Here is a 26432-nt window from a genome sequence, read left to right as displayed (position 1 = left end):
AACGGCCGGCGTCCGCCGCTCATCGGATCGCGCCGAGCCCGCGATGACGGCGTGTCAGGAACCTTCCGGCGCGGGAGCCGTCACGTCCCACCGCGCGGAGGCCAGTGCCGTCGCGGGGTCGGGATCGGCCCCGCCCGCCGGTACCCAGCGTCCTCCCTCGTCCCGATACGGCCACCAGTGGCCCTCGCGCCCGAGCCGCAGCTGAACGCCTTCCTCCTGGACGGTCCACCGGTTGCCGCTCCTGTGGAACACCGGCCGCTCGTCCGCCTCCCAGGCCGCTTCCAGAGCCGCACGCGCGCGTGCGAGCGCCGCTCCCTCCACCTCCCGGTCCTCGTCGAGAACCGCCAGCGCCGCCGCGCCACCGGTCCGCCAGGCGAGGACGGCTGTCATGAGCCCGTCGCGTCCACGTCCCGACCCCACGGCGAGCCGCTCGGCGACGGCGGCGGGGGCCGGACCACACGCCAGGCGTACGGCGTCCTGAGCGGCCGTCAGGTCCGCACAGGCCCGCGTCCCACCACGCAGCGCTGCCGCCAGCAGCCGGTACGCCTCCACGGCGGTGCGACCGGCCAGGTGTTCCAGCGCCGCGGGATCCATCCCCGGCGCGGCCGGTGACCCGGCGAAGGACGGTGACGCGCCGGGTGCCGAAGGGAGCCCGGGCAACTCGGGCAGCGGCGGCAGGATCTCGCCGGCCGCCCATGCCTCGGCCGCGTCCACCCCCGTGACCGGAGGCGTCGCCCCGGACGGCTCCGCGGTACTGCGGACGTGCAGCTCCGCCAGGAAGGCGTCCTTGTCCCGCCCGCGCACCAGCAGGAGCAGAAACGGATCCTCGTCCAGCAGCCGCGCCACCTGGTGGCAGAGGGCGACGGTGTGCCCGCAGTGGTCCCAGGCACCGCAGTCGCACTCCGGATCCAGATCGCCCAGGCCCGGCAGGAGTTCGATCCCCGCCACCGCCGCGTCCTCCATCAGATGCGGCGGAAGCTCCCGGTCGAGCAGCGCGGCCATGTGACCGGCCTGCTCCACGGCGAGATCCTCGAACCGTGCCCACTCCTCGTCGGACAGCCGCGGCAGCAGGACGTCGGCCCGGTGCGCCGCACCTGAGGGGTCGCGTACGACGGCGGTGACGCGGCCCGGCCGTACCGTCACCGCACCGACGCCGCCCGCGCGCGCGAGCCGGCGCCCGGCCTTGACCGCAGCGGCTTCCAGGGCGGCGTCCTCCAGCGCCCGCAGCCAGGCGCGCCCCCACCAGCTCCGGGCGAAGGCGCGCCCGCGCGCGGGCGGCAGCGCGGCGAACGTGCGCCCCGCGTCACGTCCGTCCTCCTCGTCGTAGCGGCTCATCGCGCCTCCCCGCGCAGTTCCACCAGTGCGGCCAGTTCGTCGTCCGACAGTTCCGTCAGAGCCGTCTCACCGGAACCGAGCACGGCGTCGGCCAGCTCCCGTTTGCGGCCCAGCATCTCCGCGATGCGGTCCTCCAGGGTCCCCTCGGCGATCAGCCGGTGCACCTGCACCGGACGGGTCTGCCCGATGCGGTACGCCCGGTCGGTGGCCTGCGCCTCCACCGCCGGATTCCACCAGCGGTCGTAGTGCACGACGTGCTCGGCCCGGGTGAGGTTCAGTCCCGTCCCGGCGGCCTTGAGGGACAGCAGGAACACCGGGGCCTCGCCCGCCTGGAAGCGCCGTACCAGATCCTCACGCGCGGCGACCGGCGTCCCGCCGTGCAGAAGCAGCGAGGACACCCCGCGGGCCGCCAGGTGCCGTTCGAGCAGCCGGGCCATGCGCACGTACTGCGTGAAGACCAGCACGCCCGAGTCCGCGGCGAGGATGGTGCCGAGCAGTTCGTCCAGCAACTCCAGCTTGCCCGAGCGTCCCGCGAGCCGCGGATCGTCCTCCTTGAGGAACTGCGCCGGATGATTGCAGATCTGCTTCAGACCGGTCAGCAGCCGCATGACCAGGCCACGGCGGGTCATGTCGTCGACGGCCGCGATGCGGTCCAGGGTCTCGCGCACCAACGCCTCGTACAGCCCCGCCTGTTCAGCCGTGAGCGGCACCGGGTGATCCGTCTCGGTCTTCGGCGGAAGCTCGGGGGCGATGCCCGGATCGGATTTGCGCCGCCGCAGCAGGAACGGTCCGACGAGCCGGGCGAGCCGTTGTGCCGCGGCGGGGTCCCGGCCGCCTTCGACGGGCTGTGCGTAGCGCGCGCGGAAGCCGCCGAGTCCCCCGAGCAGGCCGGGTGTCGTCCAGTCGAGGATCGCCCACAGTTCCGTGAGGTTGTTCTCCACCGGCGTGCCGGTGAGTGCCACGCGCGCGCGTGCGCCGACCGTGCGCAGCGCCCGCGCGGTCGCCGAGTAGGGGTTCTTCACATGCTGCGCCTCGTCGGCCACGACCATCCCCCACGGGACCCCGGCGAGCCGGGCGCCGTCCAGGCGCAGTGTGCCGTACGTGGTCAGGACGAACTCGCCGTCCCCCAAAGACGCCAGATCGCGTCCGGGTCCGTGGAACCGGCGCACCGGCACCCCGGGAGCGAACCGCTCGATCTCGCGCTGCCAGTTGCCCAGCAGCGAGGCCGGGCAGACCACGAGAGCGGGCCCGGCCGCCGCCGGATCTGTCTGCCGGTGCAGGTGCAGCGCGATCAGCGTGATCGTCTTGCCAAGCCCCATGTCGTCGGCCAGGCAGCAGCCCAGTCCGAGCGATGTCGTGCGGGCCAGCCAGTCGAGACCGCGCAGCTGGTAGTCCCGCAGGGTCGCGGCCAGGCCCGGCGGCTGCCCGACGGTGAGGGCCGCGTCCTGGGCCGTCAGCCGCTCCCGCAGCCCCTCCAGCCACCCCGTGGGCCGTACGTCGACCCGTCGGCCGTCGACCTCCGTCGAGCCCGTCAGAGCCGCGGCCAGCGCCTCGACGGGAGTGACGGACCGGTCCCGCTCGGTCCGGGCCCGCTCCGCCTCCCGCGGATCGACCAGGACCCAGCCGTCGCGCAGCCGCACCAGGGGACGCTTGGCCTCCGCCAACCGGTCCAGCTCCTCCCGGGACAGCTCCCGCCCGCCCAGGTCGAACCACCAGCTGAACGTGACTCTCTCGTCCGCGCTGAGGAACGACGGCATGGCGGAGGTTCCGGACGGTGCGGCGCCGTCGTCCGGCGGGCCGATGGCCGCGTGCGCGGTGAGGCCGCGTGCCAGGTGCCGGGGCCAGTGCACGTCGACCCCTACGGCGGCCAGCGCCCGCGCGCCCTCGCCCAGCAGCTCGGCGATCTCGTCGTCGGCAAGGTCCACGGCATCCGGTACGGCGGCGGAGAGCAGCGGCGTCAGCGGCGGCCAGGCCCGGGCCGCCCGGCGCAGCGCCAGCAACGCGTCCGCACGCGCGCGTGGAGCGAACGCCGCGGGCGCGGTGTCCGCACCGGTCCACAGTCCGGCGGCATCCATGACGTCCGCCGGCCCGCCCTGGCCGTGCAGCTGGAGGACCGCACGGAAGCGGACCGGAGCCTCGTCCGGGGAGACGGTGTCGAGACCGGACGCCTCCACGCGCAGCGACAGCCGCACCCCCGCGTCATGACCGGCGGCGATGTCGTCGGCCCACGCCCGCAGCGCGGGCAGACGCCGCGGCTCCAGCGCCGTGTACGCGGGGCCGCCGGTCACCCAAGGGGCGGCGGGGGAGCGCGGCAGCACGTCGGCGATCGCGTCGAGGAAGGCGCGCAGCAGCCGCTCCGGGTCGGGCAACAGCGGTGGCCCGTCCGCCGTGAGCGGCACGGCATGCGCCTCCGGTGGCATGGCGGCGGCGAGTTCGCGGACCAGTTCCGCGTCGCGCGCGGACAGCGGGCCCACGCGCCAGGCGTCGTGATCGCCTGCGGACAGGCCCGGCAGGAGCAGACCGCGCGCCACGAAGCCGAGGGCCAGTTCGTAAGCGGTCCGCCAGAACGCGGCGGCCCGGTCTTCCCACGGCAGCGCACGCGCGCGTGCGAACACCGGAAGGGCGGTGCGGACGGGGAGCAGGAGGACGGGCAGCGGGACGCGTTCGACGCCGCCGTCGGCTGAGGGTCGTACGAGGTCCAGATCTGCCGGCGAACCCTCCGCGTGTGTGGGCGGAGGCCCACCGTCCGGTCGCCAGAAGCCAATGCGGCCCGCGCGCGGGGGATCGGACGGCAGGAACACGACGCAGCACTGGGTCAGTTCGGCCAGGTCGGAGGGTGATGCCGTGGGGATGGTCTGCACAGCTCTGCCGCACTCCTCAAATTTGACTACTCGACCGGAGTCGCCGAGAGTACAGGACGTCCAGGGCGTTCTCGTCCTGGCGATGGCATGACGTGGGTCACTCCACAATCTGTTCGAAGGACCCGTGCTCGTCGCCTGTAAGGGCGGCAAGCGCGACGCGGAGCGAAAAGGGGGATCGGGGCCGGGTGGAAGAGATCGCATGCCGTCGGATCCAACGGCTCAGCGCGTCTCGCCGACCGCCAACGCCTCCCCGCGTCCCGCCAGCCTCCCCGCGCCCCGCCCGCCCGACACGCCTCGCCGCATCCCGTCCACTGCCGGCAGCCCCTCGGCGCGCGTCTAGGACCACTAGGGGTGCGGCTCAGGGATGTCTCAGGGTCGGGGCGCGGAACCACGGGGAGCGAGGGGCCGTTCTCAGATCAGAGAGCGGCAGTGGCCGCGAAGGAGGCGACGCTCATGTCCATGAACGCGAAGATCGCCGCAGGGGGCGTGGCGGTCGGGCTGATCCTGCTCATATGGCTGCCCTGGTGGGTGGCGTTCCTGATCGTCGTGGGAGTTCCGGCAGCCGCCTACCTCGCCCTGGACCCCTCACAGCGGCGCAGGCTGCGCAGAGTCGCCCGCAAGGAGCTCGGCCGCTGAGGCACCGGCGCACGGCAAGGCGCCACTCGCCGAGCTGCCCGGACGGGCCGGCCGAGCCATGGGGAGCCGGGTCGCCCAGGCGCGGCGCGGCTCACGGGGGAGCGGCCGGGAGGCCTCGTCCGGCCGCCCCGGCTCACAGGGGCCGTACGGCCATCTTGTCGAGCGCCTCCAGCAGACCGGGCAGCTCGGGCCCCCGGCCCACCGGCAGTACCTCGCCGGGCTCCTCGTCGAGCAGCACGAACGCGATGTCGTCGGTGCGGGCCACGATCGACCAGCCGGGGCCGTCCGCACGCAGCGTACGGGCCTCGCCGGGGGCGAACGACGAGCGCACGCGGCCGAGCGGCGGCGGGGAGTCGACGTAGGCGCGCGCTTCCGCGAGCACCCGGCGGACCCCGGTGTGGCCGCCGGCCCTGGCGCCCTCGCCCTCCTGCGCGGACTCCACGGCCTGCGCAGGCCCACCGGGCACGGGGAAGTCGGCGTCGTTGATCTGCTCCCGCCAGGCGGACCACTGCAACGCTATCTCGTCGGCACCCAGCCGGCGCTGGGCGGGCCCCCAGGAGCCGGTGTCCGGCGGGCACAGCGCCGGCCGTCCGGCCTCCTCGGCGGGCGGGTCGTGGGGAGCGGGCACGCCGGGTGCCGCGACGGCGACGGCCAGGGGCCATCCCGGCAGGGCGGTCACGACCGCGCGCTCGTCCGGCGACAGCTCGTACTCCATGCCGCAGTCCCAGGAGGCGATGGCCACGGCGACCAGCGAGACGTCGTCGATCACGACCGTCCAGCGAGCGCCGTGCCCGTCCTGGCCCAGCACCAGGCCGTACCCGTCGGCCCGCGGCGCCAGGTCCAGCGCCGCACACGCCTCCGCGTAGTCGTCGCCCAGCACGCTCGGAAACTGTGCCGGCGTGAGCAGTACCGCCGTCAGCACGTACAGCGCATCGTCCGCGGCGGCGACGGGCTCATCGTCCGTCCCGGCCATCCCTGCCTCCCCAGTGGTTCGTCCATCGGCGCGCACCCTAGTGCGAGCGGAAGCCGCTTGTCACGACTCCGCGCACCACGCGGAGCTGCTGGTTTCCGCCTGGACAGGGGCGAAACGGCCACATGTGGAGAAGGAAGTTCCGTTCAGGCCGCAGGCAGTCCGAGGAGGTCGCGGGCCACCGCGGCGGGTGTCTCGTCGCGTTCCTGGGCCAGCGCGACGACCGCCCGGCAGGCCAGCTCGCTCACCCCGAAGGACAGGGCCTCCGGGGACACCCACGCTGCCGCTTCCTCGATCCGGTCCTGGTCGTCCTCCGCGCGGGCCGCGACATAGACGGCCGCCGCTTCGAACAAGTTGTGCGCGCGCCTTTCCCGGGCACCCTCCGGCCGCTCCTGCGTGGAGCCGCCGAGCCGGCCGGCGTACCTGCGGATCCTGTCGAACACGCGGACCACCTTTCCCTGAACGGGGTCACTACGATCGCCCATCTGCTGCTCCACAACGTAGAGTTGCAGGTTCGGCGGCAGAAGGGGGACGACGCGGTGAAGCGGTTCGAGCGGCTCGCGGAGATCCGCCGACTGGACCCGGTGGCGGACGCGCTGGAGATCTACCGGATCAGCGTCCCGTACGAGTTCCCCTGGGACTACACCCGCGCTCTTGAGCTGGCTCTGTACCGCACCTACGCGGTGCCCGCCATCGGGCGGCTGCTCGCGCGGACGGCGGAGCTGACCGAGCACACGCAGAAGCGGTACGACGACACCGTGCTGCTCCTGGACACCATCGTGGAGCACGGCTTCGCGACGGAGCAGGGACGCACCGCGATCCGCCGTATCAACCAGATGCACCGCAGCTACGACATCGGCGACGACGACATACGGTACGTACTGAGCACCTTCGTGGCGATGCCCCGGCGCTGGATCGACGCCTACGGCTGGCGGCGGCTGTCCCGGCACGAGATCGTCGCCACCACCGAGTACTACCGCACCCTCGGCCGGCACATGGGCATCCCGGACATCCCCCGCACCTACGAGGAGTTCGAGGCCCTTCTCGACTCCTACGAAGAGGCCCGCTTCGGCTGGGACGAGGAGGCCCGCAGGGTCTCCGACGCCACCCTCGACCTGATGGCGTCCTGGTACCCGCGCCCCCTGGCGCCGCTGCTGCGCACTGCCACGCTCGCGCTGCTCGACGAGCCCCTGCTGCGCGCGTTCCGCTACCCGCGACCCGGCGCCGCCACCTCCGCGCTGGTGCGCCGCGCCGTACGGACGTGCGGCCGGTTGGTCCGGCTGCTGCCGCCGCGCCGCAGCCCGCACTTCGCGCGCCAGAACTGGGAGGTCAGGGGCTACCCGAACGGCTATCGCGTCGCCGACCTGGGCACGCGGCCGGTCCCCGGCCTGCGCGGTTGCCCGGTACGGCACCAGGACGGCTCAGCGGCCGGCCCCGTCGAGTGACGCCAGGGTGTCACGCAGCCAGGCCAGTTCGGCCCGGCTCGTGGCGCGCGCGATGGTGAGAACGCCGCGCCGGAACGGGTCGTCCAGTTCCTCGGCGCGCAGCGGCCGGTCGCCCTCGTAGAAGAAGCTCGCCGGCTCCTCCAGGAAGGCCAGCCGGCGCCGCAGCACGGCCGCCTGCGCGGCGGGGTCCTCCAGGTGCCGCAGGAACGCGAGCAGCGTGAACCAGTGGTTCTCGTCGGTGATCTCACGCTGGGCGGGCTCGGCGAGCCGGCGCTTCAGCTCGCGCCCGCCTTCCTCGGTCAGTCTCAGCACATGGCGCGGCGCGGCCACGGCGCCGGGTTCGGTGGCCCGCACCAGCAGACCGGCCTTCTCCAAGCGCTTGATCGCGGGGTACAGCGTGCTCTCGGCGACGGGCCGCACATGGCCGGTGAGCGCCGCGATGTGGCGGCGCAGAACGTATCCGTGCAGGGGGGCGCCGTACAGGAATCCGAGGATGGCGAGTTCGAGCATGGCCGCATTCTCCCGCAGGTATGCATCGCTGAGCCAATACCGTCTTGACGGCATACATCGCTGCCGATGTATTGTCCCGACGTCACGGATCACAGGGAGGGGCACGGTGCAGCAGGCCACGTTCGACAGCAGAGGAAGCCGGATCCGGTGGACCGAGGCGCCAGGGGCGGGGCCCGCCCGGGTGTATCTGCACGGACTCGGAGCGATGTCCGCCGTGTACCACGCGCACATCGCGGCACGCCCCGAACTCGCGGGGCGCCGCAGCCTGTTCGTGGACCTGCCGGGACACGGCACGAGCGACCGCCCCCAGGACTTCGGGTACACGCTGGAGGACCACGCCGACGCGGTGGCCACCGCGCTGGACGCGGCCGAGGTCGCCGGCGCCGAACTGATCGCGCACAGCATGGGCGGGGCCGTAGCAGTCGTCCTCGCCCACCGGCGGCCCGACCTGGTCTCCCGGCTGGTGCTGACGGAGGCCAACCTGGACGCCTTCCCGCCGCCGACCGCCGGCAGCAGCGGAATCGCCGCCTACCGGGAGGACGAGTTCGTCGAAGGGGGGCACGCGCGCGTGCTGGAGGCGGTCGGCCCGCTGTGGGCGGCGACGATGCGGCTGGCCGACCCGCGCGCGTTGCACCGCAGTGCCGTCGGCCTGCGCAAGGGCTCCGAGCCCGTGATGCGGACGCTCCTTGAAGGGCTGCACGTCGACCGCGTCTTCCTCCAGGGCGAGCACAGCGGCGAACTCGCGGGCCGGGAGGGCCTGGAAGCCGCCGGGGTGCGCGTGGTGACGGTGCCGGGCGCCGGGCACAACGTGATGTTCGACAACCCCGACGCCTTCGTGGCAGCCGTCAACGGAACGGGCTGACCCGACCCGATCTTCAGCCCTCGCGCACCGCGAGCGCCAGGAAGCGGGCGTCCTCGTCGGTGTACGACGTCATCCGCCAGCCCGCACGCGCGAGGAGCGGCCGGAGGTTGGTCTCGGCCCGCAGGTCGTCAGGGGTGATCTGGCGCCCCTGACGTGCCGCGAGGGCCGCGCGGCCGATGGGATGGAAGAGCGCGAGCGTCCCGCCCGGCCGTACGCCACGGGCCAGTTCCCGCAGGTTGTCCACCGGATGCGGCAGGTGGGCGATCAGGCCCGCGGCGAACACGGCGTCCAGACAACCCGAGCGCAGCGGGAGCGCGGCGACGTCGGCGAGCACCAGCCGCCCGTCGCGGTGCCTGCCCGCTCGTACGGCGGCCTGGAGCATCGCCGGGGTCAGGTCCACCCCCAGCACCACCCCGGAGGGGCCCACGGCGGCCCGCAGGGGCGGCAGGGCCCGCCCCGTGCCGCAGCCCGCGTCCAGCACGCGGTCCCCTTCCCGCAGCCCCAGGTCGGCCACGGCCGCTGCGTAGGCCGGACCGTCGTCCGGGAACCGGCTGTCCCAGTCGGCGGCGCGGGCGGTGAAGAAATCCTGGACATGTGTGTGGTCGTCGTTCATGTTCCGCATGATTCCTCACTGCCACGAGGGAAGTCGTTGTGCACATGTTCGAGCGGGACGCGATCGTTCCGGCACAACTGTGCGCCATATTCCGGCACCTTTCGAAATGCGCCCCCTTTGTACGCCCTTGCCCCCGCTAGCGTCCCGGGGCCATGGGACACCTGGACCACGCCGCCTTCGGCTGGCTGACACCCGTACTGTCGTACGTGATGGCCTGCATAGGCGCCGCACTCGGACTGCGCTGCACCGTCCGTGCGCTCGCCGCCACCGGCCGCGCGCGTCGGAACTGGCTCGTCACCGCCGCCTCTTCGATCGGAACGGGCATCTGGACCATGCACTTCGTGGCCATGCTCGGCTTCCGCGTCAGCGGCAGCGACATCCGCTACGACGTGCCGCTGACCATCCTCAGCCTTCTCGTCGCCATGGTCGTCGTCTGCGCCGGCGTCTTCGCCGTCGGCTACAGCCACGACCGCAACCGCGCGCTCCTCCTCGGCGGTCTCACCACCGGGCTGGGCGTCGCCAGCATGCACTACCTGGGCATGGCGGCCGTCCGGCTGCACGGCGACGTCACGTACGACCCCGTCCTCGTCGGACTGTCGGTACTGATCGCCGTGGTCGCGGCGACCGCGGCCCTGTGGGCGGGACTCAACATCAAGTCACCCCTCGCCGTCACCGTCGCCTCCCTCGTCATGGGAGCGGCCGTCACCAGCATGCACTACACCGGGATGTTCGCGGTGAGCGTGCGCGTGGAGCCCTCCGGCGACGCCCTGCCCGGGGCCACGGCGATGCAGTTCATCTTCCCCCTCGCCGTCGGCCTCGGGTCCTACCTGTTCATCACCTCGGCCTTCGTCGCCCTCTCGCCCACCGCCGACGAGCGCGAGGCGTCCGCCTCCGCCCAGCGGCCCGTCGAAAGCGTCGCCCGCTAGCGGGACCCCGGCCCGAGCGCACCGACCACGTCCCGAGCGAGGAGGCCATGCGCCCACCCCGTACACCCGAGAACGCCGCCGCCCCGGCGCACCGTCCGCGCGGACGCCGCGCACACGCCGGACCACCCGCCGACGAGGGCCGCGGCACGCTCGGCCCGCCGTCCGATTCCGCACGCGCGCGTGGAAGCCGCCGGCACCTGCGCCCCCGCACGGTGCGCGCCAAGGTGGTCAGCCTGCTGATGGTGCCCGTCGTCTCCCTGCTCGCCCTCTGGGCGTACGCCACCGTCAGCACCGCCCAGGACGTCGCCCGGCTGCGCCAGTCGCAACGGATCGACGCCGAACTGCGCAGCCCGGTGGCCGCGGCCGTCACCGCGTTGCAGGCCGAGCGCACCGCGGCCGTCCGCTACGCCACGGACCCCCGCGCCGGCGCCGGCGGCGCTCTGGAAGACCTCGCGGCCCGCACCGGCCGAGCCGTGGACAGGCTGCGGCTCGGCCGGGACAGCACCGTCGCCGACAGCCAGGAACTGCCCGCCGGTGTCTCCAGGCGCCTCGATGCCTTCGTCACGGGCGCCGAACACCTCCGCGCACTGAGAACAGCCGTACGGGGCCACAAGGCGGGCTGGGACGAGGTGTACACGCAGTACACGAAGACCATCGGCGCCGCCTTCGCGGTCGACGGTGCCCTCACCGGCGTCCAGCAGACCGATGTCGCCTCTGACGCGCGCGTGCTGCTCGAATTCTCCCGCGCCGCCGAAGCGCTGGCCCAGGAGGACGCCCTGCTGGGCAGCGCTCGGACCGCCGGCACCCTCCAGGGAGAGCGACTGCGGCTCTTCAGCGCCGCCGTCGCCACGCGCCGTGTCCTCACCGAGACCGCGGTGACCGACCTTCCCGCCGCCCAGCGCGCCGCCTGGCGGGATCTGACCGCCGGCGGTTCCTACACCACCCTGGGCACCGCCGAGAACAACCTGCTCGCCGCCGGACCGGGTGTCCAAGTCGCCGACAAGGCCCCGCAAGCCGGCTGGAACGCCGCACACGCGCGCGTACAGGACGGCATGCGGACCGTCGCGGCAGCCGCCGGCCGTGCCGTCGCCGGCCGCGCCGACCCGGTCGCCCGCGGCCTGCTCAGCCCCGCCGGAGCCGCCGTACTCCTGGGACTCGCCGCCGTCGCCGCCTCCCTCGTCATCTCCGTCCGCATCGGACGGGCTCTCGTGGTCGAACTCGTGAGCCTGCGCAACGACGCGCTGGAGATCGCCCGCCGCAAACTCCCGGAAGCGATGCGCAAGCTGCGCGCGGGCGAGGAGATCGACATCCGGGCCGAGGCCCCCTCCGGACCGCCGGCCGAGGACGAGACCGGTCAGGTCGCGGAAGCCCTGACCACCGTGCACCGCGCCGCGCTGCGCGCCGCCGTGGAGCGCGCCGAGCTCGCCAGCGGCATCTCCGGAGTCTTCGTCAACCTGGCCCGTCGCAGCCAGGTCCTGGTCCACCGTCAGCTCAGCCTCCTGGACAGCATGGAGCGGCGTTCCGACGACCCGGACGAACTCAGTGACCTGTTCCGCCTGGACCACCTCACGACCCGGATGCGGCGCCATGCCGAGAGCCTGATCATCCTGTCCGGCGCCGCGCCCGGCCGGGCCTGGCGGATGCCGGTGTCCCTGACGAACGTCGTACGCGCCGCCGTCTCGGAGATCGAGGACTACGCGCGCGTGGAGGTGCGCCAGTTCCCCGAGGCGTACGTCATCGGCGCTGCGGTCGCCGACCTCACCCATCTGCTCGCCGAAGTCGTCGAGAACGCCGCCCAGTTCTCACCACCGCACACGCGCGTGCGGGTCACCGGCGAACCGGTCGGCAACGGCTACGCCCTGGAGGTCGAGGACCGGGGGCTCGGCATGGGGGCCGAGACCCTGGCCGAGGCCAACCGCCGCATCGAACAGTCGGAGGCGCTGGACCTCTTCGACAGCGACCGTCTCGGACTCTTCGTGGTCAGCAGGCTCGCCTCCCGGCACGACATCAAGGTGCATCTGCGGACCTCGCCGTACGGAGGCACCACCGCCGTGGTCCTGCTGCCGAAGGCCCTGCTGCACAGCGGCTCACCAAAATCCCCGGGCGAACAGACCCGAACCGACGAGGAACGCGCCTACGCGCGCGTGCCCGGCGCGACCTCGGCCCAGGAGGAGGCCGTCACCGCGTGGCCGGACCGTCCCGCCCTGGCAGCCACCGCACCCGGCCCGCACGGCACCACACGGACACCTGGTCCCCAGAGCACCGGGAAGGCGGCCGACCCCCACGGCACCCGGCCGGTCCCGGGCCCGGACGGCGCCGGCACGGCGGCCCGCTCCTACGACACCGCCCACGAACCCCCGCCCCCCGGCGTCACCGCCCTGAGACTGCACCGCTCGCCGGACGGCTCCGAGCCCTCCGACGACCTCCCACGCCGTGTGCGCCAGGCGAGCCTCGCCCCGCAACTGCGCCACCAGCGCCCCGAAGAGCCGGCCCAGCAGCCCGCCCGCCACGGCGACGACCGGCGCACTCCCGAACTCGTACGGGACCGTATGGCGGCCTACCGAGACGGATGGGCGCGCGGCGGTGGCAGGCGGCCCGGCCGCGGCGCCGCACCGGAACCGGAAACGGGCAGTCACAGCAGCGAAGGAGACCCGGCATGATCCAGGACCCGACACCGCGGACCGGCCGGCGGTCCGGCGAACTGGACTGGCTGCTCGACGACCTGGTGACACGCGTGCGCGAGGTACGGCACGCCGTCGTGCTCTCCAACGACGGCCTGGCGGTCGGCGCCTCCACCGACCTCGCGCGGGAGGATGCCGAGCACCTCGCCGCCGTGGCCTCCGGCTTCCACAGCCTCGCCAAAGGCGCGGGACGGCACTTCGGAGCGGGCGGAGTGCGCCAGACGATGGTCGAGATGGACGACGCGTTCCTCTTCGTGGCCGCGGCGGGTGACGGTTCCTGCCTCGCCCTGCTCACCGCGGTCACGGCCGACATCGGGCTGGTCGCCTATGAGATGGCCCGCCTGGTCAAACAGGTCGGCGAGCATCTCTACACGGCGCCGCGCGTCGCGGCGCGACCGCCTGCGGCCGGATGAACCGGGAAGGCGGCACCGGTGACCGAGAACCCGACCGGCGAGCCCCGGGAGCCGGGCAGCCAGTGGTACGACGGCGAGGCCGGACCCCTGGTCCGCCCCTACGCCATGACGGGTGGCCGCACCCAGCCCGGGCCGACCGGAGTGCGCTTCGACCTGATCGCACTCGTCACCCTCGACCCCGCCGCACCGGCGCTCGACGACGACACCGCGCTCGGCCCCGAGCACCGGACCCTGATCGACCTGTGCCGCCCGGAGACGCAGTCCGTCGCCGAACTCGCCGCGGACGCGGACCTGCCGGTCGGCGTGGTCAGGGTGCTTCTCGGGGACCTCCTGGAACTCGGCTGTGTGACCATCAGCCGCCCCGTGCCACCGGCGCACCTGCCCGACGAGCGGATCCTGCGCGAGGTCATCGAGGGATTGCGAGCACTGTAGATGAACGTCCGGACACCGCCGTACGCCTCGCCGTGTCAGCATCTGTACGCCCGACCGCGTCCCGGTGCGTCCGATCCGGGCGCGTTGCGCCAACGACCGGGCCCCAGCCGCTCTTATCAGCTGTACTTCGGTCCCATCGCCCCGACCCGCATCCCCATTGTCATGATGCTGCCTTCACCCCCGGAGCACGCGGACGCCGGCCGAGGCCGGCCCTCCCGAGAGAAGTGATCATGGTCTCCGAGCACACCGACACCGTCGGCGACACCTCCGCCCTGGCGCTGAAGATACTGGTCGCCGGTGGTTTCGGCGTCGGCAAGACGACCCTGGTGGGGGCCGTCAGCGAGATCCGGCCGCTGCGCACCGAGGAACTGCTCAGCGAAGCGGGTCAACTGGTGGACTGCACCGACGGCGTGGACCAGAAGGTCACCACCACCGTGGCCATGGACTTCGGCCGCATCACCATCCGCTCCGGCCTCTCGCTCTACCTCTTCGGCACACCGGGACAGGACCGCTTCTGGTTCCTGTGGGACGAACTGGCCCAGGGCGCCCTCGGCGCCGTGGTCCTCGCGGACACCCGGCGACTGGAGGGCTGCTTCCCGGCCGTCGACTACTTCGAGCACCGGCGCATCCCGTTCGTGGTGGCCGTCAACTGCTTCACGGGAGCCCGCTCCTACGGCGCCCACGACGTCTCCCGGGCACTCGATCTCGACCGCGGCACACCCGTGGTGCTGTGCGACGCGCGCGACCGCGACTCCGGTAAGGAAGTGCTGATCAGGCTGGTCGAGTACGCCGGGCGGATGCACACCGCCCGGCTCCTGGACTCCGTCGGCTGAGCCCGCCGCTCAGGCCGCGATGTCCCGCACGGCCAGTACGTTGTCGATGGTCACACGGACGAGCAGTTCACCCGGGACGCCGTTGCGGGCGCCGTACTCCTCGGCGCGGTCCTCGCCCATGTACCGGGCGGCGATCCGGGTCGCCCACAGACGTACCTCGGCCAGATCCTCCGACAGTTGGGCACGGCCGTTCAGCACCACGAAGTGGAACGGCGGACGGTCGTCGTCCACGCACAGGGCCACCCTGCCGTCACGGGCCAGATTGCGGCCCTTCGCCGTGTTCTTGCCGGTGTTGAACACCAACTCGTCCCCGTCCAGCAGAAACCAGATCGGAGCCACATGCGGGCTTCCGTCGGCACGGACGGTGGAGAGCTTGCCGGTGCGAGTGCCGTCCAGGACGAACGCCCGCCATTCCTCATCGGTCATCTTCTCTGCCATGCGCCCATCCTCCTTGCCCGCACGCCGGTCGTGGGGAAGGCTTGCGGGCAGTTCCTCCAGCCAGGGGGAGACATCACACGGGGAGACGGACATGACGCAGAAGCAGGGTCTCGGCTGGCTCCTGGACGATCTGACCGAGCGGGTGGACCACGTACGCCACGGGCTGGTCCTGTCGAACGACGGGTTGGTCACCGCGGCGAGCACGGGGTTACGCCGCGAGGACGCGGAACACCTTGCCGCCGTGGCATCAGGGCTGCACAGCCTGGCCAAGGGCTCAGGACGCCACTTCGGCGCGGGCAGGGTGCGCCAGACGATGATCGAGTACGACGATGCCGTGCTGTTCGTGACCGCGGCCGGCAGCGGCAGCTGTCTGTGCGTACTCAGCGGGGCCCAGGTCGACATCGGCCAGATCGCCTACGAGATGACCCTGCTCGTCAACCGGGTCGGCGAACACCTCGGCGTCGACGCCAGGAAACCCGAGAGCCCCCCCACCACGGACCTTTGACCTGCTGATTTTCCTGCCCCCGTGGAGTTATCCACAGGCTCGCCGCGAGACGCGACGAACCGGCTACGGTGAGTGCACGGCGAACGCGCAAGGCGTGAGCCACCGACTCCACGGGGGAGTACGACCATGTCGGCAAGCACCTTCGATCCGACCCGCCCCAGCACCTGCACGCCGAGCCGTGCCGCTCGCGAACTGGGGCTCAAGCGCGTCGAGTTCGACCTCGCCGTCCAACTCGGCCGCATCCGGACCGTGCCCGACGAGGGCGGGGGAGGAGGCCGGCGCGTGGAGCACGCGGAGATCGAGCGCCTCCGCGCACAGGACGGCTTCCCCGAGTCCCTGCGCGAGCGGGTGCAGGTCGTGGGTACGGCGGAGGGCGCCGCCCTCATGGAGATCCCGGCCGGCCGGTTCACCCGGCTCGCCCGCCTGGGCCTGCTCGTGCCCGTGAAGTTCTACCTCAACCGTTACCGCGCCGTCGTCTGGCTCTATCTCGCGGAAGAACTGCGCCAGTTCGCGGCGAGTCCGGAGCACGCGCACCTGCTCAAGGGGCGTACGCCCGAGACCCTCCGGGGCCAGTTGGCGGCGGGAGTGGACCTGCGGGCACGCAACTGGCGCGCACGCCAGGTCGGATTCCTGCTGAGGCAGGCCGAGGACCCGTGGGCCCGTGCCGGAGCCGTGGCCGCCTTCCTCGCGCCCATCGAGGTCGCCGACGTCGTCAAGGACCCGTACGAGCGCGCTCACCTGAACCGGTTCCGGCCCGTGTCACCAGGGCTGGGGGTTTCCGGGTCTCCTTCCGCTCAGCTCGCCGAGCGGATCATGACGGCGCAGGACGCGGACGAGGTCGGCTGGCTGCGCAGCGAGTTGGCGCGCTCGGTCGAGGAGGCCCGCGACAGCTCGCCGGCCCCGCGCCCGGCCGCCCACCGGGTTCCGCCGGCGATGCGAGCGGTCGCACGCCCCATCCCACCGATGGCACGGACGGTCACCCGTCCCACGCAAGAGGCGACGAGGCCGTGGGAGCCGGCCGCACGGTCCCTGGAGTCGGCGGCGCCGCCCCCGAAGCCGGCAGCACAGTTTCCGCAGTCGGCGCGGGGGACGACCCCGTTCCGGGAGCCGGCGGCACCGCTCCCGGGGCCGGTGACACGGCGTCCGGAGCCGGCGGGGCGCCCCGCGGAGCTGGGACCCCGCGTCCTGCACATGCGGACGCGGCTGCCCGAGTCGGCGGCGACACAGCTCATCAAGGCGGCGACAGCACCCACGGATTCAGCCGTGCGGCACCCCGAGTCGCGGGTGCGGTCCCGGGAGTTGTACGTCGTTCCCCGGGAGTCGGCCGTGCGGCCCGCGATGCCACCGGTCCCTCGCGACCACGAGCCGGCACAGCCCGCTCCGCCGCCCTCGTCCCGCGGTCTTCGGGCCTGGCTACGGCGCAGAAGCGCACGACCGGCACGGCCCGCGCGGGTCTGAGCAGCCGGTCCCGGGTTTCGTCGCCTACAGCGCCCTGAACAGACCCTCCTGCACGACCGAGACGAGCAGCCGTCCCCGCCGGTCGTAGATGCGCCCGCGAGCCAGCCCACGGCCGCCGGTGGCGATCGGCGACTCCTGGTCGTAGAGGAACCACTCGTCCGCGCGGAACGGCCGGTGGAACCACATGGCGTGGTCCAGCGAGGCCATGTCGAAGTTCCGCGGTCCCCACAGGGGCTCCACCGGGAGGCGTACCGCGTCCAGGAGGGTCATGTCGCTGGCGTAGGTGAGCGCGCACGTGTGGACCAGCGGGTCGTCACCGAGCGGACCGACGGCGCGCATCCACACGGCGCTGCGCGGCTCGGCGCCCTCGATCTCCTCGGCGTTCCAGCGCAGCCGGTCGACGTACCGGATGTCGAAGGGCTGGCGGCGCGCCATCCGCTCCAACTGCTCCGGCAAGGCTCCCAGATGCTTGCGGATCTCCTCGGAGACCGTCGGCAGCGACTCGGGGTCCGGCACCTCGCGGGCCGGCGGCAGCTGGTGCTCGAACGGTCCTTCCTCAGGCTTGTGAAAGGAGGCGGTCAGATTGAAGATCGTGCGGCCCTGCTGCACGGCCGTGACCCGGCGCGTCGTGAAGGAGCGTCCGTCGCGGACCCGCTCCACCTGGTACACGATCGGGACCCCCGGCCGGCCCGGGCGCAGGAAGTACGCGTGCAGCGAGTGCACCGGGCGCTCGCCGTCCGTGGTGCGGCCGGCGGCGACCAGCGCCTGGCCCGCGACCTGCCCGCCGAAGACCCGTTGCAGAGACTCCTGCGGGCTGCGGCCACGGAAGATGTTGACCTCTATCTGCTCCAGGTCGAGGAGGTCGACAAGTCTCTCGGCCGGATTCGTCATCGGTGGGATTCTCCTTGGCTCGCCACTGGCCGGGGACGGTTCACAGCTGGCCGACCTCGGTGACGCGGACGACCGCACGCCCCTCGGCGTCGGAAGCCGTAAGGTCGATCTCCGCGCTGATGCCCCAGTCGTGGTCGCCGTTCGGGTCGTCGAAGATCTGGCGGACGCGCCAGAGGCCGTTCTCCGGCTCCTGGTGGATGACGAGCAGCTTGGGGCCGCGGGCGTCGGGCCCGGTGCCGAGGTCGTCGTACTCGTCCCAGTACTTGTCCATCGCCTCGCCCCACGCCTCGGCGTCCCATCCGGACTCGGCGTCCAGCTCGCCCAGTTCCTCGACCTGGTCCAGGGCGGCCAGCTCCACGCGGCGGAACATGGCGTTGCGGACCAGGACGCGGAAGGCGCGGGCGTTGGTGGTCACCGGCTTGACCTCGTCCGCCTTCTCCTGGGCCTCCTCGGCGGTCATCTCCTCCGGGTTGGCGAGCTGCTCCCACTCGTCCAGCAGGCTGGAGTCCACCTGGCGCACCATCTCGCCCAGCCACTCGATCAGATCCTGCAAGTCCTCGGACTTCAGGTCGTCCGGGATGGTGTGGTCCAGGGTCTTGTAGGCGCTGGCGAGGTAGCGCAGCACGATGCCCTCGGTGCGGGCCAGCTCGTAGAAGGACACCAGCTCGGTGAAGGACATTGCCCGCTCGTACATGTCCCGGACCACCGACTTCGGCGACAGCGGGTGGTCGCCGACCCACGGGTGGCTCTTGCGGTAGGTGTTGTACGCGTGGAAGAGCAGCTCTTCCAGCGGCTTCGGGTACGTGACGTCCTGGAGGCGCTCCATGCGCTCCTCGTACTCGACGCCGTCCGCCTTCATCGCGGCCACGGCCTCGCCGCGCGCCTTGTTCTGCTGGGCGACGAGGATCTGCCGGGGGTCGTCCAGGGTGGATTCCACGACGGAGACCATGTCGAGCGCGTAGGACGGCGACTCGGGGTCGAGGAGTTCGAACGCGGCCAGGGCGAACGTGGACAGCGGCTGGTTCAGCGCGAAGTCCTGCTGGAGGTCGACGGTGAGCCGGACGATGCGGCCCTCGGCATCCGGCTTGTCCAGCTTCTCCACGATCCCGCCGTCCAGCAGCGAGCGGTAGATCGCGATCGCCCGGCGGATGTGGCGCAGCTGCTGCCGGCGCGGCTCGTGGTTGTCCTCCAGAAGATGGCGCATCGCCTCGAACGCGTTGCCCGGCCGGGCGATCACCGACAGGAGCATGGTGTGCGTCACGCGGAATCGCGAGGTCAGCGGCTCCGGATCCGACTCGATCAGCTTCTGGAAGGTGTTCTCCGTCCAGCCGACAAAGCCCTCCGGCGCCTTCTTGCGCACCACCTTGCGCCGCTTCTTCGGGTCGTCGCCCGCCTTCGCCAGCGCCTTCTCGTTCTCGACGACGTGCTCAGGCGCCTGCGCGACCACCAGCCCCGCCGTGTCGAAGCCGGCCCGGCCGGCCCGGCCCGCGATCTGGTGGAACTCACGGGCCCGCAGCGTGCGCACCCGGCTGCCGTCGTACTTGGTCAGCGCCGTGAACAGCACCGTACGGATCGGCACGTTGACGCCCACGCCGAGTGTGTCCGTGCCGCAGATGACCTTGAGCAGACCGGCCTGGGCGAGCTTCTCCACCAGGCGCCGGTACTTGGGCAGCATGCCGGCGTGGTGCACGCCGATGCCGTGCCGGACGTAACGGGAGAGGTTACGGCCGAACTTGGTCGTGAAACGGAAGTTGCCGATCAACTCGGCGATATTGTCCTTCTCCTCGCGCGAGCACATGTTGATGCTCATGAGCGCCTGCGCCCGCTCCACGGCCTGCGCCTGGGTGAAGTGCACGATGTACACCGGCGCCTGCTTGCTCTCCAGCAGGTCGGTGAGCGTCTCGGTGAGCGGGGTCAGCTTGTACTCGTAGGAGAGGGGCACCGGGCGGGTCGCCGAACGGACCACCGAGGTGGGGCGGCCGGTGCGGCGGGTGAGGTCCTTCTCGAAGAAGGACACATCGCCCAGAGTGGCCGACATCAGGATGAACTGCGCCTGCGGCAGTTCCAGCAGCGGGATCTGCCAGGCCCAGCCGCGGTCACCCTCGGCGTAGAAGTGGAACTCGTCCATGACGACCTGGCCGACATCCGCGTCCTTGCCGTCGCGCAGCGCGATCGATGCCAGCACCTCGGCGGTGCAGCAGATGACGGGCGCGTCGGCGTTCACGGAGGCGTCGCCGGTGAGCATGCCGACGTTCTCGGTGCCGAACAGCTTGCACAGCTCGAAGAACTTCTCCGACACCAGGGCCTTGATCGGTGCCGTGTAGAAGGTGACCTCGTCCCGGGCCAGCGCGGCGAAGTGCGCACCCGCGGCGATCATGCTCTTGCCGGAGCCGGTCGGCGTCGAGACGATCACGTTCGCCCCGGAGACCACCTCGATCAGCGCCTCTTCCTGGTGGGGGTAGAGGGTGAGGCCGCGCTCCTGCGCCCACGACTCGAAGGCTTCGTACAGGGCGTCGGGGTCGGCGGTCGGCGGCAGCTGATCGATGAGGGTCACGCCCCCATCTTGCCTGGCCTTCCGCCCGAGCGGGGAATCGGCTGGGGATCCGAAGATCACGACCGCTACGCTGTGTCGCCGATGCGGCGTCAGCGCACCAGGTCAACTGGTCAGCGGCACACGAGGAATGGGGCGGGAAGCGGCCATGATGGGACCAGCACACTCACTGTCGGGGGCGGCGGCCTGGCTCGGCGTCGGAGCCGCCACCGCGGCGGCCGGACACCCGATGCCCTGGCCGGTCCTCCTCGTCGGCGCCCTGATCTGCGCCGGCGCCGCGCTCGCCCCGGACCTCGATCACAAGGCCGCCACCATCTCCCGGGCCTTCGGCCCGCTCTCCCGCTGGCTCTGCGAGATCGTGGACAAGCTGTCGTACGCGGTCTACAAGGCCACCAGGAAGCAGGGCGATCCGCGCCGCTCCGGCGGGCACCGCACGCTGACGCACACCTGGCTGTGGGCCGTGCTGATCGGCGCCGGCTGCTCGGCCGCTGCGATCACGGGGGGCCGCTGGGCGGTGCTGGCGATCCTGTTCGCGCACATGGTGCTCGCCATCGAAGGTCTGCTGTGGCGGGCGGCGCGGGGCTCCAGCAGCGATGTCCTGGTCTGGCTGCTGGCGGCGACCAGCGCGTGGATCCTGGCGGGCGTGCTGGACAAGCCGGGCAACGGCTCCGACTGGCTGTTCACCGCGCCCGGGCAGGAGTACCTCTGGCTGGGACTGCCGATCGTGCTGGGCGCGCTGGTGCACGACATCGGCGACGCGCTGACCGTGTCCGGCTGCCCGATCCTGTGGCCGATCCCGGTCGGCCGCAAGCGCTGGTACCCGCTGGGGCCGCCGAAGGCGATGCGGTTCCGGGCGGGCAGCTGGGTCGAGCTGAAGGTACTGATGCCGGTGTTCATGCTGCTCGGGGGAGCGGGCTGCGCCGCCGCCCTCAATGTGATCTGAGGGGGTCCGGAGGGTTGGGGGAGCCCTCCGGATCAGGTCGCCTCGCCCGCGTCCGCCGCACCGTACCGGCGCTCGAAGCGGGCGATGCGGCCCTCGGTGTCGACCGTGCGGGCCTTGCCCGTGTAGAAGGGGTGGCTCTCCGAGGAGATCTCCACGTCGATCACCGGGTAGGTCTGGCCGTCGTCCCACTCGATGGTCTGCTCGCTCCGCGCGGTGGACCGGGTCAGGAAGGCGTAGCCGGCGGCGCGGTCACGGAAGACCACGGGGTGGTAGTCGGGGTGCTTGTCCTGCTGCATGGCGGCTCCTTGTGCGGGGCGCTCGGGGCGGGGGCGGCCGAAGGGGCCGGCTCAGCCAGGGAGGGAGTCCTCGTCGACGATGTGCATCGCGGCTTCCTCGGCGGAGGCGGCGGCACCGTCGATGCCGACGTCGGTCGCGACGAGGGCGGCCTCCTCGTCCTCGTGCGCACCCTCGTCGGGGGCCACCAGCCGGCCGGAGCGGGAATTGCCGACCTCGTTGTCCAGGAGCTCACCATCCGTGCCGTCGCAGTCGCCGATGCCGTCGCCGTCGGGAGCGGCGAGGTCCGGCTGTTCCTCGGCGAGCCGCTGGTCGAGGGTCTCGCCCGCCTGGCGTTCGGCCGCCGTCACGCCGGTGTGTTCGACCGCCCACGGCCGCTCGGGAGGGGACCAGCCGCGGTCCAGGGGGTCGGCGACGCCGTCGAAATCCAATGTGTCCTCGACGTCGAGCACCCCCGAGTCCTCCCGGATCTCCGAGGGATCGGGCTGGTAGACGTCGTCCCCCCAGCCGTCCGTGTCCACGACTACCTCCAGGTGGTGAGCACGGCCCGGTGCCGTCCCAGTGGGCGGCGGACCGTCGGCACGCAGGGCACGGAGACACACCGTGAACCGCCTGGTTCCCGGACACACCCCGACCCGGTGCCGCTTTCCAGCCTTCCACCCCTGCTCGGCACCGCGCAACGGCACGAGTCCCGGCGGTGCCGCGCCCCCGTGCACCGGGGCCTGGCCGCTCCGACCCAAGGAAGCAGCCGGGCCGAGCCGATCCATCGGAACGAGAGGACCGAACCGACCGAGCCGACCGAGCCGACCGCGACAATCAACCCGACCTGCCGACCTGCCGACCTGCCGACCTGCCGACCTGCCGAGCCGCGCCGACCCAGCCAGCCCCCCCGTCCACCGCGACTACCCATCCCCCCGACCGACCCAACCCCCCGACCGACCCAGCCTCCCCGACCGACCCAGCCTCCCCCTCCACGCGACAACCCATCTGCCCCGACCGACCCGACCGACCCGGCCGCCCCAGCTACCCCCGCCGTCACCCCGTCGGATCAGTCACCCCCTCCCCACAACCACCGCTATCCCGATCTCACCGGTGCCAGTCTCACCCGTGCCAAGACCGCCACAGCGCCGCGTACGCTCCCTCCGCCGCGACCAGCTCCTCGTGGCTGCCCAGTTCGCTGATGCGGCCGTTCTCGACGACGGCGATCACGTCGGCGTCATGGGCGGTGTGCAGACGGTGGGCGATGGCGACCACGGTGCGGCCGTCGAGGACTCGCGCCAGAGAGCGTTCCAGGTGGCGGGCCGCGCGCGGATCGAGCAGCGAGGTCGCCTCGTCCAGGACCAGCGTGTGCGGATCGGCCAGCACCAGCCGGGCCAGCGCGATCTGCTGGGCCTGCGCCGGGGTCAGGGCCAAGCCGCCGGAGCCCACCTCGGTGTCCAGGCCGTCGTCCAGCGCCCGCGCCCATCCGTCCGCGTCGACCGCGCCCAGGGCCGCCCACAGCTCGGCGTCCGTGGCGCCGGCGCGGGCCAGCAGGAGGTTGTCGCGCAGGGAGCCCACGAAGACGTGGTGCTCCTGGTTGACGAGGGCCACGTGGGAGCGGACGCGTTCCGCGGGCATCCGGGACAGCTCCGCCCCGCCCAGGGTGACCCGGCCGTCCCGGGGCGCGTAGATCCCGGCGAGCAGCCGGCCCAGCGTGGACTTGCCCGCGCCGGACGGGCCGACCAGGGCGAGCCGGGTGCCCGGCGCGACCTCCAGGGAGACCTTCCGCAGCACGTCGACGCCCTCGCGGTAGCCGAAGTGCACCCGGTCGGCGTGCACGACCCGTCCGTCGGGGGCCGGCGCGGCCTCCCCGGCCTCCGGCTCGATCTCCCGCACGCCGACCAGCCGGGCCAGCGACACCTGGGCGACCTGCACCTCGTCGTACCAGCGCAGGATCAGGTTCACCGGATCGACCAGCATCTGGGCGATGAGCGCGCCGGTGGTCAGCTGGCCCACTCCGATCCAGCCGTGCAGGACGAAGACACCGCCGACCATCAGGACCGAACCGAGCACGAGGAGGTGGACGGTGTTGATGACCGGGAAGAGCACGGAGCGGAGCCAGAGCGTGTAGCGCTCCCACGCGACCCACTGCGAAATCCTCTGTTCCGACAGGGCCACGCGGCGGGCGCCGAGGCGGTGTGCCTCGATGGTGTGGCCCGCGTCCACGGTCTCGGCGAGAGCGGCGGCGACGGCGGCGTATCCGGCGGCTTCGGAGCGGTAGCCGGACGGAGCCCGTTTGAAGTACCAGCGGCAGCCGACCACCAGGACCGGGACGGCGAGCAGCACGGCGGCGGCCAGCGGCGGGGCCGTCACGACCAGTCCGCCGAGCAGCAGCAGGGCCCACACGAAACCGATGGCCAGCTGCGGCACGGCCTCGCGCATGGCGTTGGCCAGGCGGTCGATGTCGGTCGTGATGCGGGAGAGCAGGTCGCCGGTGCCCGCCCGCTCCAGCACGCCCGGCGGCAGTCCGACGGAGCGTACGAGGAAGTCCTCGCGCAGGTCGGCCAGCATCCGCTCGCCCAGCATCGCGCCCCGCAGCCGCACCTGCCGGACGAACCCGGCCTGCACGGCCAGCGCGAGCACGAACAGCCCGGCGGTGAGGCCCAGCTGGAGGTTCGCGGCTTCCTCCGTCACCCGCTCGACCAGGCCGCCGAGCAGGAACGGGCCCACCATGGAGGCGACCACGGCCACCGTGTTGACGGCGATGAGCAGCAGGAAGGCACGGCGGTGCCGGCGGAACAGCTCGGTGACGTAGGCGCGTACGGTCGCGGCGGCGCCGACGGGCAGGGTGGTGGCGGTCGTCGGGGCCGCCGGGTCGTACGCCGGTGGCGCAACGCCGATCATGCGCTCTCCTCGATCTCTTCCAGCTCCTGGAGCGCGTCCAGCAGCATGCCCTCGTCGGTCGCGGTCAGTTCGTCGTCGGTCTCCCGGGTCACCACGGCCCGGTACCGCGGCTCGCCGTCGACGAGTTCGCGGTGCACGCCGCTCGCCACGACCTCGCCCTCGTGCACCAGGACGACCCGGTCCGCGCGGTCGAGCAGCAGCGGGGAGGAGGTGAACACCACAGTCGTCCGTCCCGACCGCAGCCGGCGCAGCCCGTCTGCGATCCGGGCCTCGGTGTGCGAGTCGACCGCGGAGGTCGGTTCGTCCAGCACCAGCACCTCCGGATCGGTGACGAGCGACCGGGCCAGGGCGAGCCGCTGGCGCTGGCCGCCGGAGAGGGAGCGTCCGCGCTCGGTGATCCGGGCGTCCATCGGATCCACCGCGTCCAGCGAACCCTGCACGAGCGCGTCCAGCACGTCGTCGCACTGTGCCGCTGCCAGTGCGTCCTCGGCCCGTACGGCACCGGAGGCGGGCACGTCGAGCAGTTCGCGCAGCGTGCCGGAGAGCAGCACCGGGTCCTTGTCCTGGACGAGGACGGCGGTCCGGGCGCTGTCGAGGGGGAGTTCGTCCAGGGGGACCCCGCCGAGCAGCACCGACCGGCCCGGCTCCGTGGGGTGGCCGCCCAGGCGTTCGGCGAGCCTGCCCGCCGCGTCCGGGTCACCGCAGACGACGGCGGTGAACCGGCCGGTGGGAGCGAGCAGACCGGTCGTGGGGTCGTACAGGTCGCCGCCCGGCACCTCGGCCGCGCGGGTGCCGTCGGTGGCCGTGGACCGCTCCAGCGAGAGCACGCGCGCGGCACGCTTGGCCGAGGGGCGGGAGAAGGAGTACGCCATGGCGATCTCCTCGAAGTGCCGTAGAGGGTAGTTCAGGACCACGACCGCGCTGTAGACCGTGACGAGTTCACCGACCGTGATCCGGCCCTGGCGGGCCAGGCCGATGCCGTGCCAGACGACGGCGATCAGCAGCAGACCGGGCAGCAGCACCTGGACGGCGGAGATCAGCGACCACATCCGGGCGCTGCGCACGGCGGCGTGCCGTACCTCCTGCGAGGCCCGGCGGTAGCGGTCGAGGAACAGTTCCTCGCCGCCGATGCCACGCAGCACCCGCAGGCCGGCGACGGTGTCGGAGGCCAGTTCTGTGGCCCGTCCCGCCTTCTCGCGCTGCACGTCGGCGCGGCGTGTCGCCCGGGGCAGCAGCGGCAGTACCGCGAGGGCCACGACCGGCAGGCCCACGGCGACGACCACGCCGAGCGCGGGCTGGTACACGAGCAGGCTGACGCAGACGACCAGGACCGTGAGCGCGGCTGCGGTGAAGCGGGAGACGGCCTCGACGAACCAGCCGATCTTCTCCACGTCGCCGGTGGAGACGGCCACCACCTCACCGGCGGCCACCCGCCGGGTCAGGGCCGAGCCCAGCTGGGCGGCCTTGCGCGCCAGCAGTTGTTGGACGCGGGCGGCCGCGGTGATCCAGTTGGTGACGGCGGTCCGGTGCAGGAAGGTGTCGCCGACGGCGATGCCCGTTCCGCACAGCACCATCAGACCACCCGTCAGGGCGAGCCGGGTGCCGGAGCGGTCGACGGCCGCCTGCACGGCGAGGCCGACGCAGAAGGGGAGGGCGGAGACGGAGACGAAGTGCAGCAGGCCCCAGGCGAGCGACTTCAGCTGCCCGCCCAGCTGGTTGCGCCAGAGCCACCACAGGAATCGGGGGCCCGAACGCGCGTCGGGCACGCCCGGATCGGGATACGGAAGGTCTTGAATCTGCATGACGTCCCAGTGGCTCGTGTCACGGGCAGGGAAGGAGCGGGACGCCGCGGGGAGCGGCGACAAGCCGTGAAAGGTTCGCGTCGCAGAGTGGTGAATTTCAAACGGTTTTCTCCAGGGCGCGCGCAAATCGCCCATTTCCGGCCATGACCA

Annotated in this window: 23 protein-coding genes and 1 pseudogene; 11 read left to right on the top strand and 13 right to left on the bottom strand. The window is 72.5% G+C overall.

Annotation, left to right across the window (positions count from 1 at the left end; all coding sequences use genetic code 11):
- Nucleotides 1-54: 54 nt before the first annotated feature.
- Nucleotides 55-1335, bottom strand: coding sequence for an SWIM zinc finger family protein (locus tag IE294_RS23425; protein ID WP_189889176.1), 1281 nt, complete (start codon nucleotides 1333-1335; stop codon nucleotides 55-57).
- Complete coding sequence (locus IE294_RS23420) at nucleotides 1332-4196, bottom strand: SCO1167/SCO6262 family helicase (RefSeq protein WP_189889174.1); 2865 nt, start codon at nucleotides 4194-4196, stop codon at nucleotides 1332-1334. Before IE294_RS23420 ends, IE294_RS23425 begins: the two co-directional genes overlap by 4 nt.
- 453 nt (nucleotides 4197-4649) lie before the next feature.
- Here IE294_RS23420 and IE294_RS23415 point away from each other — a divergent pair, with 453 nt between their 5' ends.
- Nucleotides 4650-4832, top strand: coding sequence for a tail-anchor membrane protein (locus IE294_RS23415; protein WP_014671229.1), 183 nt, complete (start codon nucleotides 4650-4652; stop codon nucleotides 4830-4832).
- Between the two features lie 133 nt (nucleotides 4833-4965).
- Here IE294_RS23415 and IE294_RS23410 read toward each other — a convergent pair whose 3' ends face one another.
- On the bottom strand, nucleotides 4966-5805 hold the full coding sequence (locus IE294_RS23410; RefSeq protein WP_189889172.1) for a hypothetical protein: 840 nt from the start codon (nucleotides 5803-5805) through the stop codon (nucleotides 4966-4968).
- Between the two features lie 143 nt (nucleotides 5806-5948).
- Nucleotides 5949-6245, bottom strand: a complete 297-nt coding sequence (locus IE294_RS23405; RefSeq protein WP_189889170.1) for a hypothetical protein — start codon at nucleotides 6243-6245, stop codon at nucleotides 5949-5951.
- 96 nt (nucleotides 6246-6341) lie between these two features.
- Between IE294_RS23405 and IE294_RS23400 the strand changes: the two genes are divergently transcribed.
- Complete coding sequence (locus tag IE294_RS23400; RefSeq protein WP_189889168.1) at nucleotides 6342-7247, top strand: oxygenase MpaB family protein; 906 nt, start codon at nucleotides 6342-6344, stop codon at nucleotides 7245-7247.
- Here IE294_RS23400 and IE294_RS23395 read toward each other — a convergent pair.
- On the bottom strand, nucleotides 7224-7757 hold the full coding sequence (locus tag IE294_RS23395) for a PadR family transcriptional regulator (RefSeq protein ID WP_189889166.1): 534 nt from the start codon (nucleotides 7755-7757) through the stop codon (nucleotides 7224-7226). The genes IE294_RS23400 and IE294_RS23395 overlap by 24 nt on opposite strands.
- A 106-nt stretch (nucleotides 7758-7863) precedes the next feature.
- Here IE294_RS23395 and IE294_RS23390 point away from each other — a divergent pair, with 106 nt between their 5' ends.
- Nucleotides 7864-8619: an alpha/beta fold hydrolase gene (locus tag IE294_RS23390; RefSeq protein WP_189889164.1), complete on the top strand. Its 756-nt coding sequence runs from the start codon at nucleotides 7864-7866 to the stop codon at nucleotides 8617-8619.
- A gap of 13 nt (nucleotides 8620-8632) precedes the next feature.
- Here the strand turns inward: IE294_RS23390 and IE294_RS23385 are convergent, their stop codons facing one another.
- Nucleotides 8633-9232 carry a class I SAM-dependent methyltransferase gene (locus IE294_RS23385; RefSeq protein ID WP_189889162.1) on the bottom strand — a complete coding sequence of 200 codons (600 nt, stop codon included), beginning with the start codon at nucleotides 9230-9232 and terminating at the stop codon, nucleotides 8633-8635.
- A 152-nt stretch (nucleotides 9233-9384) separates the two neighbouring features.
- Here IE294_RS23385 and IE294_RS23380 point away from each other — a divergent pair, with 152 nt between their 5' ends.
- The 5 genes from IE294_RS23380 to IE294_RS23360 all read left to right on the top strand — a co-directional run bounded on the left by IE294_RS23380 (nucleotide 9385) and on the right by IE294_RS23360 (nucleotide 14517).
- A complete protein-coding gene (locus IE294_RS23380) occupies nucleotides 9385-10158 on the top strand; it encodes an MHYT domain-containing protein (protein ID WP_189889160.1) in 774 nt (257 codons plus the stop codon).
- Nucleotides 10159-10205: 47 nt separating this feature from the next.
- Complete coding sequence (locus IE294_RS23375) at nucleotides 10206-12818, top strand: sensor histidine kinase (protein WP_189889158.1); 2613 nt, start codon at nucleotides 10206-10208, stop codon at nucleotides 12816-12818.
- Nucleotides 12815-13252, top strand: a complete 438-nt coding sequence (locus IE294_RS23370; RefSeq protein WP_189889156.1) for a roadblock/LC7 domain-containing protein — start codon at nucleotides 12815-12817, stop codon at nucleotides 13250-13252. The genes IE294_RS23375 and IE294_RS23370 overlap by 4 nt, the downstream gene beginning before the upstream one ends.
- 18 nt (nucleotides 13253-13270) lie before the next feature.
- Complete coding sequence (locus tag IE294_RS23365; protein WP_189889154.1) at nucleotides 13271-13684, top strand: DUF742 domain-containing protein; 414 nt, start codon at nucleotides 13271-13273, stop codon at nucleotides 13682-13684.
- A gap of 230 nt (nucleotides 13685-13914) precedes the next feature.
- Complete coding sequence (locus IE294_RS23360; protein WP_189889152.1) at nucleotides 13915-14517, top strand: GTP-binding protein; 603 nt, start codon at nucleotides 13915-13917, stop codon at nucleotides 14515-14517.
- A 9-nt stretch (nucleotides 14518-14526) separates the two neighbouring features.
- On the opposite strand, the gene IE294_RS23355 is transcribed toward IE294_RS23360, so the two are convergent.
- A complete protein-coding gene (locus IE294_RS23355; protein WP_189818643.1) occupies nucleotides 14527-14955 on the bottom strand; it encodes a PPOX class F420-dependent oxidoreductase in 429 nt (142 codons plus the stop codon).
- A gap of 91 nt (nucleotides 14956-15046) precedes the next feature.
- Between IE294_RS23355 and IE294_RS23350 the strand changes: the two genes are divergently transcribed.
- Both IE294_RS23350 and IE294_RS47775 read left to right on the top strand, forming a co-directional pair.
- On the top strand, nucleotides 15047-15460 hold the full coding sequence (locus IE294_RS23350; protein ID WP_189889150.1) for a roadblock/LC7 domain-containing protein: 414 nt from the start codon (nucleotides 15047-15049) through the stop codon (nucleotides 15458-15460).
- Nucleotides 15461-15586: 126 nt separating this feature from the next.
- A pseudogene (locus IE294_RS47775) lies at nucleotides 15587-16435 on the top strand (DUF6397 family protein); the annotation flags it as partial.
- Between the two features lie 507 nt (nucleotides 16436-16942).
- On the opposite strand, the gene IE294_RS23340 reads toward IE294_RS47775, so the two are convergent.
- Together IE294_RS23340 and IE294_RS23335 are read right to left on the bottom strand one after the other, a co-directional pair.
- Nucleotides 16943-17809 (bottom strand): acyl-CoA thioesterase, encoded by an 867-nt coding sequence (locus IE294_RS23340; RefSeq protein ID WP_189889148.1) that lies wholly within the window; start codon nucleotides 17807-17809, stop codon nucleotides 16943-16945.
- A 40-nt stretch (nucleotides 17810-17849) separates the two neighbouring features.
- Nucleotides 17850-20363, bottom strand: a complete 2514-nt coding sequence (locus IE294_RS23335; RefSeq protein ID WP_189889146.1) for a DEAD/DEAH box helicase — start codon at nucleotides 20361-20363, stop codon at nucleotides 17850-17852.
- 145 nt (nucleotides 20364-20508) lie between these two features.
- Between IE294_RS23335 and IE294_RS23330 the strand changes: the two genes are divergently transcribed.
- Nucleotides 20509-21303 carry a metal-dependent hydrolase gene (locus IE294_RS23330; RefSeq protein WP_189889143.1) on the top strand — a complete coding sequence of 265 codons (795 nt, stop codon included), beginning with the start codon at nucleotides 20509-20511 and terminating at the stop codon, nucleotides 21301-21303.
- 32 nt (nucleotides 21304-21335) lie between these two features.
- On the opposite strand, the gene IE294_RS23325 is transcribed toward IE294_RS23330, so the two are convergent.
- The 4 genes from IE294_RS23325 to IE294_RS23310 all read right to left on the bottom strand — a co-directional run bounded on the left by IE294_RS23325 (nucleotide 21336) and on the right by IE294_RS23310 (nucleotide 26282).
- The gene (locus IE294_RS23325; protein ID WP_014671210.1) at nucleotides 21336-21599 is read right to left on the bottom strand and encodes a type B 50S ribosomal protein L31; all 264 of its coding nucleotides are present in this window, start codon (nucleotides 21597-21599) and stop codon (nucleotides 21336-21338) included.
- A gap of 51 nt (nucleotides 21600-21650) precedes the next feature.
- Nucleotides 21651-22118 carry a DUF5709 domain-containing protein gene (locus IE294_RS23320; protein WP_014671209.1) on the bottom strand — a complete coding sequence of 156 codons (468 nt, stop codon included), beginning with the start codon at nucleotides 22116-22118 and terminating at the stop codon, nucleotides 21651-21653.
- Nucleotides 22119-22698: 580 nt separating this feature from the next.
- Nucleotides 22699-24480 (bottom strand): ABC transporter ATP-binding protein, encoded by a 1782-nt coding sequence (locus IE294_RS23315; RefSeq protein WP_189889141.1) that lies wholly within the window; start codon nucleotides 24478-24480, stop codon nucleotides 22699-22701.
- Entirely contained in the window at nucleotides 24477-26282 is a 1806-nt protein-coding gene (locus IE294_RS23310) for an ABC transporter transmembrane domain-containing protein (protein ID WP_189889139.1), read from the bottom strand. Before IE294_RS23310 ends, IE294_RS23315 begins: the two co-directional genes overlap by 4 nt.
- Nucleotides 26283-26432: the final 150 nt, after the last annotated feature.

Origin of the sequence: Streptomyces canarius, assembly GCF_014650735.1 — a bacterium.
In the GTDB taxonomy this organism is placed as follows: domain Bacteria; phylum Actinomycetota; class Actinomycetes; order Streptomycetales; family Streptomycetaceae; genus Streptomyces; species Streptomyces olivaceoviridis.
The sequence above is the reverse complement of the archived record's forward strand: the minus strand, read 5'-3'. Positions and strand labels throughout refer to the sequence as shown.